Here is a 13862-nt window from a genome sequence, read left to right as displayed (position 1 = left end):
TCCCCCCTCTGAAGGCCTTACTTAAAAACAAAAGTGCGGATTTGTTTTGGCTTAAACAGTCCCAGTTCGTAACGGCCACTGAAAGGTTGTGACTCTGCGATAGCTTGTTCCAACAGGTTAACCTCGGTCACGCTAGTGCTGCCAACGGCGGCCTGAATACGCCCAGCATCGACAAGGGTTTCACTACCCGGGTTGTAAAGACGCACCACCACCCCTTGACCATCTTGCGCCGGTTTTACTGCGCTTACCACCAGGTTCGGGCTATCAAGTTCTATACCACTACGATGATCAGCAACCTTTGACGCCAGTGGATGCATCACAAAATACTTCAACGTATTGGTAAACTGGTTGAGCGACTGGTTCTGGTAAACCAAAGGCTCAATCGCGTACTCCTGCCAGCCTTTCTGTGCACGCGCCGGATCAAAGCTCTCTTCAATCACCAAGGCACATTCACAATGCAGTGCACCACGCAACTGGCTGTCCGGGGTCGGAATGTATTTGAACTGCTGACCGGAAGCGATACCCGGGCGACGGATCAAATCAGGCTTACCTAACCACCCTACACTGCGGAACAGGGTCAGGGCGATCTGGTTGTTTGCCCGGATCTCATACTCCTTAATCCCCTTGGTAAGCAGAGTCAAGCTGTAAGAGTGATCATGCATGTTCGCCAGATGCAGCATCGGATAAATCGGACTCGGCTCCTCTTTCCAGCCCTGCTCACGCCAGTCGTGCAGATGCTTCGGCACATTTTCACGCTCAACCACACCAAACGGGGTATCAGACCAGTTAGTGGTGGTTTCAAACGGCGTAGTTACCACCAGCTGAACCCGGTGATCGTTCACCTGGTTATCGAAATGTGCATCAACCGTCAGTGGCAGCGCTGACTGATGGTCAGACTGCGAACGTTTCTCCAGCCGGAGTGTAATGCGGTATTCCATCGCCGCACTGCATTGCTGCTGCGCACGCTCAGCCAGGTCCGCCGGTAATGCCCACACACCTTCGACTACAATAGATTCGGAGAAGCCTTGCTTCACCACCTTCATGCTCGCCTGACGCCAGTCAAGCTGGAGCAGCCAGTCCTTCTGTGGCGGGGAGTAATCATAGGTATCCCCGTCATCACCCATATCAAGCAGGTTAAGACAGTCCGGCCAAACCCGGTTGTGCGTTTTATCCAGCAGCACAAACTGCCCCTGCTCATAGCTCAGGCGGTAATCATCATTTTCAATCTCAATCTGCTCTGAACCGGCTGCGGTATTTTCAGCCTCGCCATCACACTCAACCACCTGCAGGCAGGTATAGCCGGACGGCGGCAACGCTGAGCGGAACTCAACCTCACTCTGGTAGTAATAGAGCGACGGATCATTCATCGATTCATCACGCTGAATGCTGCCGCGGTAGACACGTTGCGACGACAGCACATCAACGTCGATTTCCTGGCCGTCCAGATCCTGTAGTGTGAAACATGGCGAAGTGCTGGAAATCGCCGTCTTAACCTGCGCATCCCGTGCATAAGGCAAGGTGTTGAACAGCGTTAAACGCCCGTCAATACCGCCTTGTTCTCCGGTTGGCTGTGACTCAGCCAGTTTTCTGACCAGATAGTCCACCGCCGAGGCCGACGTCTGATCCGCTTCTTCAAAGCGGGCCAGAATGATCTTGTTGGTTTTATCGGTGTTACACCCGCCGGCACTATCATGGGCATGGTTGCGCATGATGGTTTTCCAGATGTTATCCAACAACGCCGGTTTCGTGCTGATGCCTTCCGCCTCAGCCATCACCATCAGCGGCTCAAGCTGATAAGACAGGCGTCTTTCTACTTTATCGTTAAGATATTTATGATCATAACGCGAAGAGTAAATCGAACGGTGAATCTTAGACACCTGGCCGTCAATCAGCTCACCGCTGATGGTCGGCAACTCAAGATTTTCCGCAGCAAGGTCTGCAAACAGCTTATCGTAGCTGCTTTCAATCAGGCGGTAATCGCTCGTTGACGCATTACTGATATCCAGGCGGGTTTTAAGTGCCTTATCAACAAAGCGCTGATCGCCGCCCAACGGAATCGCGATATTAGCGGCCAGCGAGCCCTCTTCAGCCTGATGACACAGCGGCGTCGGATCATCTGAGTACATCACATGAGAACCAACAAAATAACCGCTCTTAATGTTGTATCCCGTCACCTGACTGCCGTCTTCACACTGCCAGTTAAATTCCCGGGTCTCACACACATCAGTCGAAAGGCCACGCCAGAAGACCGTTTTATCAATCCCGACCCCTTGGTAGATCTTCGGCATATCAATACTCTGACCAAAGGCATCCGGCACATAGCCGATGGCCATCACCGGCCCCAGCGCTTCAGCCAGGCGAATACCGGTCTGCAGGTTACGCACAATCGATTCGCCGCTAATGATCAGCTGATCCGTTTGTGTATACCACGGCCCGATTTTCAGCTTGCCCTGCTGAACCAGGGCACGCAGGCGCTCCAGCTGCTCAGGACACTGCTGCAGGTAATCTTCAATAATACTCAGCTGGCCATCGAGTAAGTAGGTATCATTGTCGCCATTTTCAAGCGCCGACATCACCTCGTCCATATGGTAGACCAATTGAATCAGCGATTCGTGGGCAGAAAAATACCACTCATAATCCCAGTGGGTATGAGGAATAACGTGAAAAACTTTTTGCATAATTCAGTACCTTTCCACAAACTTAAGCAATGGCTGCAGCAATGGTTAAATCCACCTCTTTGCTGTCTTTGTGGCTCAGTGTTTCCCTGAACTGGTCGTTCATCATGCTACGGGTTAGCTTAGTCAGAATTTCCACACTTTTCTCATCACCTTCGGCAGGAATGCTCAATGCGACCGCTGTAGTGACCGGCTGATCGTCCATGGTTTCCCAGTCAATCGGGTTACTGAAGCGAACCACAAACACACCGGCATTTTTCGCTGCTTTGGTTTTACAGTGCGGAATGGCCATACCATCTTTAAAGCCGGTGCTAGACTGGCCCTCACGTGCTTTCAGACCTTTTGCATACTCTTTTTCTGAAGAGACGTAACCCAGCTTATGTGCCTGCTTGGCAATGAAGGCAATCGCCTCATCTTTAGTTTGGGACGTGGTATCGTTTAACACGTGTTCTGGTTTAAATACTTCTCTTGCCACAGCTGCACCCAGGCCGGCAATGTTCGTTCCTTCAGCTTTACTGCCGGCACCACCAGTTGACACCACAGGCTTACGCCACAGACCGATGATCAGGGCCGTCAGGGTAATACCTGACATGGTACATAGGATCCAGGTTACAAACGGGATTGGCTGTTCAATATAGCCGATGAAGGTACCCAACGGAGAGCCAATACCGCCGTAGAATTTGACATCGAAGAAGCCAACCAGTCCGCCGGCCAATGCCGAGCCTGCCACACTGGCAGTGATCATCTGCACCGGGTGCGCAGCCGCGAATGGAATCGCACCTTCGGTTACGCCGACAATCCCCATACCAAATGCAGAGTCAGCCGATACTTTTTCCGTATCCGTAAACTTATTCTTGAACAGTTTTGACGCCAGGAAAATACCCAGTGGCGCGACTGAAATCGCTGCCTGAGCCGCAGTGCCCGGTACAAAGTTAGCACCTTCGATACCGTATTTGGCCACGGTGTCTGTCCAGACTGCCGTACCAAAAATCAACGCAGTTTTGTTAACCGGACCACCAAAGTCAAAGCCGATCATCGCACCAATAATGGCACCGATAATGAAGGTTGAGGATGCATAAGTCGTCGTCATCCAGGTCAACCACTCATACAGGGCACTCATACCCATAGCAATCGGGGTACCGATCATGTATTTCACAATAACAGTGATAAGGAAAGTGGCAATCAGTGGAATGATCATGATCGGTAGCAGTGGCTTACAAATCTTCGGCCAAGGCACCATCTTCAGGTAACGCACCATGTAACCGACTAAAAACGCAACCAGGATAGCTGACAGGAAGCCGCCGCCGGTTTCCGTACCAAGGAAGCTCGCGTCGTTCGCAATGTAGGCACCGATCATCGCCGGAGCGATCGCAGGTTTAGACGCGATAGAGTTCGCCACAAAACCGGCAAACAGTGGGATCATCAACAAGAAACCCACCTGACCCACTTTGAACAAGTGGAACATCAGTTCACCAATTGGCGTACTTTGATCGAAACCCCACGCCACTAGACGGCCAAGCTCATCACGCTGGAATGCAAACACATTGGCAATAGCCAACAGCAGACCTGCAGAGATAACCATAGGTACCATGTAGGAGATACCGCTCATCACGTGCTGGATGAATCCGTTCTCAGAGGTTTTGCCTAAAGTGATATTACCCACTTCCGTGCCTTTACCACCAAACACCGTACCTTCTTTCATCGCCAAATCGACCAGTGCTTTAGCATCTTTCATCGCCACTTTTGGTCGAGTGACATAAATCTTCTTACCGGCAAAACGGGCTTTATCCACTTCAATATCAGAAGCCAACACAACCACGTCGGCTTTTGCGATGTCTTCTTCAGTCAGGACATTCTCTGCACCGATAGAACCATTGGTTTCGACTTTAATGTGAAAGCCGTGTTCTTTACCTGCGTCTTCCAACGCTCTGGCGGCCATATACGTGTGAGCGATTCCCGCTGCACACCCTGTTACCGCTACTACATTAATTGTCATTAAATGAAGCTCCATACCTTACTAAGTCAATTCGGCTGCCATTATGTAAATTTTTTCAGCAGGGTAATGTGATCCACCACTCAACACTCGAATTTTGGTAAATTTTTTCATGACAACAGCAGCCACATGGCTATATAAACATCACAACAGGACGCAAATCGCCATAAAAGTGGCTTTTGCACCATAAAAACACGAAATTAATGAAAATACTTTCACCAACATCGCAATGAAAATATTTTCATTTACTTCAAATCCCTTGAAATCGTTAAGAAGACGCGAATTATGAGCTTGAATTTGCTTTCATCAACAGCTGCCAACCATCACCTGAACCCTGATCAGGGTCATCAGCCTGATCTGATCGCCCATCATTTATCGCGACTGGTTGACCAGCCACATGCGATCAGCTCGATCAGCCTGGCGGCTGCCAACCACAGCACACCACTGAAGGCATGGCAACTCGACATGCCGCGAATCGACATTGTACTGGAAGGCAGCATCGACATTCTCTATTCAATCGACGAACACAGCAGCCAGTTGCGCCAGTTCTCTTCCGGTGAGGTGTTGTACATTCCTAGTATGGGGTGGAGTCAGCCGCAATGGGCAGAGCCGGTAACCTTGCTCAGCCTGAACATTGCGCCCCACAAGGTTGGGTTTAGCCTGCATACCTGGAATGGAAATGATTTTTCCGAGGTTCATAAACGGCCGTCTGTTCGCCGTCACCAGTCAATTGGAAACGGGTTAATTCAAGTATTACAAGAGCTCGGCAGTGCCAACTCTGACTCTCATACCATCAGCCTGGTGGTCCGTTCACTGCTGAGTCACCTTATGATAATGGAAAATGCCCCCGATAAGCTTCCCAGCCGTCAGGAAGAACTGTTTCAAAAAATAACCAAATACATTAATGATCATTATAATCAAGCGCTAAGTCGCGAAGAGGTGGCAAGAAAATTCCACATCTCACCCAACTATCTGTCGCACATTTTCCAGCATCAGGGAAAAACAAGCTTTAAGGACTATCTGTGCCACAAGCGAATGGAGAATGCCCTGCGCTTACTGGAGCTGAACCACCACAGAGTCAAGCAGATTTCCTCACTGTGCGGCTTTTCCGACAGTAACTATTTCTGCAGGCTTTTCAAACAGAAGATTGGGGTAACACCTTCCCAGTTCCGGGCGGGACTGGCAGCTTAGGTAGGAGTTCTGCGGGTTGCCAATAAGCGGCAAGCGATCAAAAGGGAAAATGAGCATCAAATGGCTCCCTCTTCTCAGAGGGAGTCAATCGTTTGGGATAAATATTACTCTAGCCATGGGGTAGACTGGCCAAAACCAGTCGTAAGAATCGGCTATTGGGTTAACCAGGCCGCACCGCGCACCCCACTGCTGTCACCGAAAGTGGCAGCTCTGACTGTCACAGTAGGCTCATCAGAAAAGATATAATGGCGCATTGCTGCTGGCAAATCCTGATACAAGCGCTCAACATTCGACATCCCGCCGCCAAGAACAATCACATCCGGATCGAGAACATTGCAGATAGATGCAAAACTGCGTGCCATTTGGTCAACCATCAAATGATACGCGGCTACTGCCTGTTGGTCACCGGCATCGACCAGCGCCATAATTTGCCGGGAGTCCAGATCAGCCTGAAACTTGTGGTTATATTGCGCCGCAAAGCCAGTGCCTGAAATATACTGCTCAATGCAGTTTTTCCGGCCGCAGTAGCATGGGCCAATATCCCCATCTACCTCGGGCGTATAACCAGGCAGCGGATTATGGCCCCACTCACCGGTAATGGCATTGGCTCCGGTGATGATACTTTGATTGACAACGATGCCACCACCACAGCCGGTTCCCACGATGGCCCCAAACACAACACTCCCCGTCGCTCCGGCACCATCAACAGCTTCGGACAAGGCAAAACAGTTAGCATCATTGGCAATTTTCACCGCTTTACCGGTTGCATTACGTAAATCAGACACCACATCCCGGCCATTGAGAAATGTACAGTTGGCGTTTTTCATCTTGCCGGTTTTCGGACAGATGGCTCCGGGTAACCCGATCCCAATCGCACTGAAATCGCCTAACTCGCTTTCGACAACGTTAACCATTTCATGAACCTTGTTAATAAACACGTCATAGTTATCTGGTGTTGGGCGGCGGAGCTTATATAGCACCTCTCCTTGAGCGGACAACACCTGAACCTCAATTTTTGTTCCGCCAATATCAAAGCCTACTAGCATAATTTCATCTCATTAATTTCTTGGTAAACGAACTTTAATTCAAAGAATAGATACCCACATCAAATAATATTACGCAGGCATATAATACAGTAAAAAGCACCAAAAAATTGGTCGCTTTAATAAACAATAAATACAGACATTTTATCTAAACAAAAGAATAGCAATAATAAATAAGATGACATTATTATATCTCTCATCTTATTTATTAGATCTAGTCTTCAGGGCAGGCGTTTAATACCACTCCCCTCTGATATTTGGTTTGGTCATAGAGGAGAGTGTAAAAGTAAAAATATTAGTAGAGCTCAGGTTTTATAATCTCAATCACTACTCTTCAAATGTTTGCTCTGTTCTTACCCACTTCTGAATGGATTCACGGAATAAAGACACGTAACGGAAATAAATGTGGTCAAAGGCGATAAGCATTGGTAACTGCCCGGATATCATCCCGGTCGACTCTTCCCCTCTGAGTGACACTGTCAGCAGCGACCGATCAGCATAATCCAGCAAACGTGAACGCTCATTTGCTGTGACACATAACAGCTGTACCCCTTTGGCCTTCATTTTCTGCGCTGATTGGATCATCCTGCTATTGTTGCCTTTTAACGATAACAACAATACCAGCTCACCTTCACCGATAATCGAACTGATCATATCCATCGAATCACTGTCATGGACAATTTCCACAAACTTACCCAAGCGAGTTAACCTGAACTTAAGATCATGTGCGGCAAACGCACTATAGCCCAGGCCAAAGACATAGATAACTTTATGCTTATTTATCAGCTCACAGAATACATCAATATCCTCTGGCTTAAGGCACTGATCAAACTGCTGCAACATTTCAAAATACTCATTTTGCAATGTCCGTGTTTCATAAAACTCTGGATTCTCAGAATCGAGCTGATTTTGATATAAATAAAGGAACTCTTTAAAATTATTGAGCCCTATTTTTTTACAAAAACGGGTGATAGACGCAGTTGAAACACCGATTTCTGCAGCCAGTTCCTCAATGTTCTTGGTCGGGTTAAGTGCCAGAAAGTAATCCGCTATTTTCTGATCAGTATTGGTGAACTTGAGACGGGCAAACTCAAATAACAACCGGAAATCTTTGTTCATATCTATCCGCTTTAGGTTTTTCACAGTCATATACTAAAATCACACCACAATCTACAATGAAAATACTGCCATTTCAATCCGGCACCACCGTTTAACCAAGGGATGAGACTGGTGCCCATCCCTTGCTACTACTTACTAACCAGTAAACCTGCATCGGCTAGAAGTAGTACTCCATACCGAGACGCACTTCGGTAATATCTGTGTCGTTAATTTCCATCGATTTAACTCGGAAATACACAATAGCCGGATCATCCAGGAAGTAGATCGCCTGGCCAGAAAGAACGTTGTCTGCCGTTCCGCTGACCTTACGGTTGTCAATTTCCAAGTCACTGTTCGCGGCATAACCGACTTTGAACTGCCAGTAGCCGATGTCGTACAACGCGCCCACGGAGTACGATGTTTGATCTTGTCGCTGACCAATAATACGCTCAATCGAGCCCGTGCCTGCCTCTCCGTTATCGTAGTCGGCATAGTCCGCAGACATCACTTTATAAGCACCAAACAAACCAATACCATTGTCAAATGCCAGCTCAAAACCAGCGATATAGGTTTCATAGTCAGAGTTGGCCGTCATCATCGACCCGGTTCCTGCATCTTCCAGTTCGACCAGACGCTCAGTACCGTATTCATAACCGGCATGGAGCTGCAAAGGGCCAGTGCGGTAGTGCGCCGAGGCACCGTAGAAGTTACTGCTGGAGTTTTCCAGATTGTTACCGCGACCGGTCGCCAGTGTCATCGAGAAACCATTCCAGTTCGGGCTGTCCCAGCTGATTTGATCAGACTGACGGTCATAGTAAGCACCACCAGCAATATCATCGCCCCAGTCAAATACGTTACCCAGACCCGGGTTTGAATAAGGCCAGTCGATAATCGCATATGCCGGAGTCAAAAAGCGGCCAAAGCGTACACGTCCCCAATTGTCACCCTCAAAACCACCATAGGTATCACGCAGTCCTAACTGGCCGTCACCACTGTTTTCGCCAGAACCAACGTTATTGCCCTCGATTTGCCATATTAGTCTCGGCGAACGTTCGAGCTCTTTGGTACCACGGAAACCAACCCGTGACTCATTATCCAGACGATTGACGGTATCTTTGCCATCTTCGGCATAGCTATACATAGAGATTGCAATTTGGCCGTACACTTCAACATCGTCATTTGCTGTAGCTGCTGAGGAGAGTAAAGCTGCAACACACATTGCAGTACAGTACTTAATTTTCATAAAACACCCTATTAGTAATAATTAATATGCGAGCTAAGCCAAACTGGCAAACATCTACCAGTTTAAAGATGTTAATTTAAAGTTATTAAATGCGCTTAGCTGACAACAAAAATAATATCGAAAGGATAATTTTATGGATATTGGATATTTATCTACTTTGTAGCACAAAGATCCAATGCGCAATAAAACATGATCTTATTCATGTTTTTCTTACAAACCTAATTCAGTAATAATCCTTATAATTAATGAAGATCTAATCATGCGAGTTATTACACATTTATCCAGTATATTGCACTTATTTCTTCTTTATATAAACGCAGGCATTTAATAATATATTCACCAATGAATTTTAAAATATAACACTCACTCAAGGAGTTCTTAATGTCTACTTTATTACTTGATGGTAATTGGAGGCTGGCATCACCACAGCGCCCTAATATCGATATTTCTTGCGCACTACCCGGTGACATCCACTCAGCACTGATCGAAGCCGGTCTGCTTGAGAACCCTTACCACGGATGTAATGAACGTAATGTTCAGTGGGTTGGTGAATGCGAATGGCATTTAGAGCGAGAATTTCACCTTGATGCAGACTTTCTCGATGCTAACTACATTGACTTAAAGCTGGAGTTTGTCGATACCCTGGCTGAGTTTATTATTAATGATCAGCATGTCCTGAGCTGTAGCAATATGTTCCGGCGCTATCGTACTGATGTGCTCCCTTACCTTCAGCCAGGACAAAACCAGATTAAAATTGTTCTCAAACGTGCAGATATTGAAGCCGCTGAACGGGCGAAGCGACTACCGTTTCCGGTACCGTGGGCAGTGGGTAACAATCAGATTCCCCATATGAATACCCTACGTAAAACCCAGTGCCACGCAGGGTGGGACTGGGGCATTTGCCTGCTGGTCAGCGGTGTATACCAGTCGATTATACTTGAGCCGGTTCATCAGACCCGCCTCAACCGTGTCCATACCGTACAGCACTGGCAAAAAGACGGCAGTTGCGATCTTGAGATTAAGGTCGACTATGACGTAACCGCCTGCAGCACGCAGCCAAGCCTGATCGAAATTGAGTTTGATGACCAACTCCACCATGTGCCGGTCAGCATGACTCAACTCGGGGTGCAAACCACCAGCCTGACCATTCGGGTGGCCGATCCAAAGCGTTGGTGGCCGGCAGGCTATGGTGATGCACACCTTTACCCGCTCAACGTTACGCTCAACCAACAGCACATCGCTAAGAAAATCGGCTTGCGCAAGCTTGAGCTGGACACCTCTGCCGATCACATCGGCCATGCGATGACCTTCAAAGTAAATGACCAGGCGATCATGGCGAAAGGTGCCAACTGGATCCCATTAGATGCCCTGCCATCTTCCCACACTCCCGAGCATTACCGCCGCTTGCTGGAAGATGCCAAAGCGGCAAACATGAATATGATCCGCGTTTGGGGCGGAGGCATGTACGAGCACGACATCTTCTACCAGCTGTGTGATGAACTCGGGTTACTGGTCTGGCAGGATCTCATGTTTGCCTGTGCCCTGTATCCGTCAACCAAAGAATTTATGCAAGACGTTGAGCTTGAAGTGATTGATCAGGTTCGCCGCTTATCGGATCACCCTAGCCTTGCCCTTTGGTGCGGGGATAATGAAGTCATTGGTGCCATCGGTTGGTACCCTGAGTCTAAAGCCAACCGCGAGAAATACGTCGTGAACTATGACCGGCTGAACAACATGCTCGCACAGGTGGTAGAAAAAGAAGATCCGACCCGCCGCTTTTGGGCCAGTTCGCCATGTAATGGGGAACTCGACTTTGGCGATGCGTGGCATGATGACGACAGTGGCGACATGCACTTCTGGGACGTGTGGCATTCCGGCAAATCACTCGATGCTTACTATGGCGTTAAACCAAGATTCTGCTCCGAATTTGGTTATCAGTCCTGGCCGTCCCTGCCAACCGTGACAACCTATGCTGATGAGAGTGACCGGAACGTCACCTCCCCAACGTTTGAGCAGCACCAGAAAAATGGCCGCGGTAACAGTATCATCACCGAAATGTTTACCCGCTATTTCCGCTTCCCCAACAGTTTTGAGAACATGCTGTACCTCAGTCAGGTGCAACAGGCACTGGCGATCAAAACCGCCAGCGAGTACTGGCGGGCTTATAAAGATCATTGCCGTGGTATTTTGTACTGGCAGCTGAATGACTGCTGGCCTGTCAGCTCGTGGTCAAGCATTGAATATACCGGTCGCTGGAAACAGCTGCATTATCACGCCAAGCGCTTTTTCGCCCCGCAGCTCGCGACCTTGATCGAAGAGAATGACGTGGTGACTCTGCATCTGGTCAACGACCAGCACCAACCTGTAACCCTGTCAGGAACCATCAGGAAACTAAGCTGGGATGGCGAAGTACTTGAGTCCTGGCCGGTTGAGTCCGTGCTGGCTGCTGACGGCGTAGCAAAACCCTGGTCTATCACCTTAGACAAAAGTGCCCCCCACACAGGTTACTTCCTGCATGTGGAAATGAACGACGGTCAGCAGAAACTGGAAAATACCTTTTATCCGGCACTGTACAAACATTCGGCAATGGAAAAAAGTCACATTGGATGGCAAATCATTGACGAAGATGGCCAGCTATCTATTGAACTTGACTGTGATGTACCCGCGCATTTCGTCCATATTGAGTTTGATGGGGATGGACGTTTTGATGATTCGAGCTTCACGCTACTGCCAGCCACGATTTGCGGCACCAAACGCAAAGTGAAATATTTTGGCCAGTCATCTGCTGCGGCACTCAAGGCCGGGATCAGAATCTATGATCTTCGCAGCACTTACTGAGTAGCCGGTAACTGATCGCCCACAGAGGTGGCCATCACCGTCCCTGCTGTTTTGACCAAGCCTGACTTCGTAACGTAACCGGAGTCAGGCTTTTTAACTGATAATGCCGCATTCAGCATTTTGCTGTGAAAGTAACCCACTCTTGTTTGCGATCGTTAGCTGTAGGTCACCGTAAATGAGCTCTCCCACAACTGCAGATCAGATATAACTATATCAAACCACCGTATTAACCCCATTTAATATCTGCGAAGAGTCTCCCCAAAACCGCCCCCTCAACAGTTAGCTTACTTTTCAGTCAACTGTTCACCTATCCTTGGGCGAACGCCGATTCCAGTCAAACTAAACGTTTACCTGGTTCAAAAAAAAGCCATGAACTGATGTTTATTTGTCACGGAAATGAGAAACTTGTTAATACAAAAACAATGATAATAGCAATAACCCGAAAACAACATTTAGTAACACAAGAGCCATAAATATGAAAAAATTCAAAACAGCAGCAGTGGCAGGCATCATCGTTTCTGCCTTAGCCGGCTGTCAAAGCACAGAAAAAGATCAAAGTGCGGTGACAGACCTAACCAACAACCAGTCGGTCGAAACTCAAGTCGATGCCTTCAGTCTGTTTGAAAAAATAAAAACGCAACAAGATGAATGGAGCGCCAAGCTGGCGGATCTGGACTCTTTCAAGCTGTATTCCGCCTCTAAGGTCCGCGATCTTCAGGATTCCTGGGAAGAGACCACAGAGGTCTACAATGACATTGCCGAAGATCCAAGCGAGGCAACAGAAGACTATTCCCTATTCAGTTCCACCACATACGCTGAGAAATACTCAGAATTACTTGGCGAAACAGAAACCTTGTACAATCAACTGGTCGCCCTGAAGGTGCAAGCTGACGAGCTCCTGGCAGAGTCTATTGCCCAGATGGATTACTTAGACATGCTTAAGGCTAAAACCATATTTTCGACCACCTATGGCCAGGTACGTTCAAGTTATCTACAACTCTTTAAGTATGTGGATAGAAATGAGATCAGCGATGCCCAGTTCGCTCAGGTTAAGTTTCTCGACGTTGCCAAGCAGTTGGAAATAAAAGTTATTCTCAAAGAGTACGTTGACCCGCTCAAAGCCCGGCTTGCTGAACTCCGTACGATGAAGCACGACAGCCGCGCTCCGCAAACCTACAAAAAAGCCCAAGCTGAAGTTGCCAAAGTCGAGCTTACGGTTAAAACCGATTCTCGCAACTTCGCTGCCATCGAGCAAGCGGTGAAAGCAGCGGAATTCAGGCTCGCGCACACGGTAAGCGTTGCCCACGAGGTGACACGCTTGTCATCAGTCAAGAGCAAAAGATTCGAGCCAATCGTGCTGGCATACGAGAAATCTTTACTTAAGATTTCTCAGATGGTCAATGGCACGGATTACCGTGACAAACCACTCCCCCAACAGGCGGCTTCAATCCTTGCATCGCTGCAAACCAGCAAAAAGCAGGAATCGCGCCAAAACGATGAACTGGCACAAGAGCTTGCCAGCGCTAAAGATGAGCTAAGCGCACTAACAGTGAACCTGGAAGAAGCAGTTGCTAAGCTAGAGCTGAATCAAAAAGCGTTACAGCAGGAAAAAGAGCACAGTCAGCGCTTGTCAAAACTTCTCGAGTCTTACACCAAAACGGTTGAGAACGCGATTACCAGCAATTCTGCTACTGAAATGCCCACGTTAGAGGATGTGACTGAAAAAGTAGAAGCACTGGTATCTGCAGCAACGGAATAACCATTACGGATGCACTACCATC

8 protein-coding genes are annotated in these 13862 nt (G+C 48.1%); 3 read left to right on the top strand and 5 right to left on the bottom strand.

Annotation, left to right across the window (positions count from 1 at the left end; genetic code table 11):
- Window positions 1–17: 17 nt before the first annotated feature.
- Both P2G85_RS03890 and P2G85_RS03885 read right to left on the bottom strand, forming a co-directional pair.
- On the bottom strand, window positions 18–2678 hold the full coding sequence (locus tag P2G85_RS03890; RefSeq protein ID WP_275862803.1) for a glycoside hydrolase family 38 C-terminal domain-containing protein: 2661 nt from the start codon (window positions 2676–2678) through the stop codon (window positions 18–20).
- A gap of 22 nt (window positions 2679–2700) precedes the next feature.
- Window positions 2701–4671, bottom strand: a complete 1971-nt coding sequence (locus P2G85_RS03885) for a fructose-specific PTS transporter subunit EIIC (RefSeq protein WP_275862802.1) — start codon at window positions 4669–4671, stop codon at window positions 2701–2703.
- 282 nt (window positions 4672–4953) lie between these two features.
- Between P2G85_RS03885 and P2G85_RS03880 the strand changes: the two genes are divergently transcribed.
- Window positions 4954–5859 carry an AraC family transcriptional regulator gene (locus P2G85_RS03880; RefSeq protein ID WP_275862801.1) on the top strand — a complete coding sequence of 302 codons (906 nt, stop codon included), beginning with the start codon at window positions 4954–4956 and terminating at the stop codon, window positions 5857–5859.
- 152 nt (window positions 5860–6011) lie between these two features.
- Here P2G85_RS03880 and P2G85_RS03875 read toward each other — a convergent pair whose 3' ends face one another.
- From P2G85_RS03875 to P2G85_RS03865, 3 genes are all read right to left on the bottom strand, one after another.
- Window positions 6012–6905 carry an ROK family protein gene (locus P2G85_RS03875; protein ID WP_275862800.1) on the bottom strand — a complete coding sequence of 298 codons (894 nt, stop codon included), beginning with the start codon at window positions 6903–6905 and terminating at the stop codon, window positions 6012–6014.
- Between the two features lie 324 nt (window positions 6906–7229).
- Entirely contained in the window at window positions 7230–8021 is a 792-nt protein-coding gene (locus tag P2G85_RS03870; RefSeq protein WP_275862799.1) for a MurR/RpiR family transcriptional regulator, read from the bottom strand.
- 157 nt (window positions 8022–8178) lie between these two features.
- The gene (locus P2G85_RS03865) at window positions 8179–9243 is read right to left on the bottom strand and encodes a porin (RefSeq protein ID WP_275862798.1); all 1065 of its coding nucleotides are present in this window, start codon (window positions 9241–9243) and stop codon (window positions 8179–8181) included.
- Between the two features lie 381 nt (window positions 9244–9624).
- Between P2G85_RS03865 and P2G85_RS03860 the strand changes: the two genes are divergently transcribed.
- Both P2G85_RS03860 and P2G85_RS03855 read left to right on the top strand, forming a co-directional pair.
- Entirely contained in the window at window positions 9625–12081 is a 2457-nt protein-coding gene (locus P2G85_RS03860; protein ID WP_275862797.1) for a glycoside hydrolase family 2 protein, read from the top strand.
- 475 nt (window positions 12082–12556) lie between these two features.
- Complete coding sequence (locus P2G85_RS03855; RefSeq protein ID WP_275862796.1) at window positions 12557–13840, top strand: ATPase; 1284 nt, start codon at window positions 12557–12559, stop codon at window positions 13838–13840.
- Window positions 13841–13862 lie beyond the last annotated feature (22 nt).

This window comes from Vibrio sp. CAU 1672, from assembly GCF_029223195.1.
Lineage (GTDB): Bacteria > Pseudomonadota > Gammaproteobacteria > Enterobacterales > Vibrionaceae > Vibrio.
The sequence above is the reverse complement of the archived record's forward strand: the minus strand, read 5'-3'. Positions and strand labels throughout refer to the sequence as shown.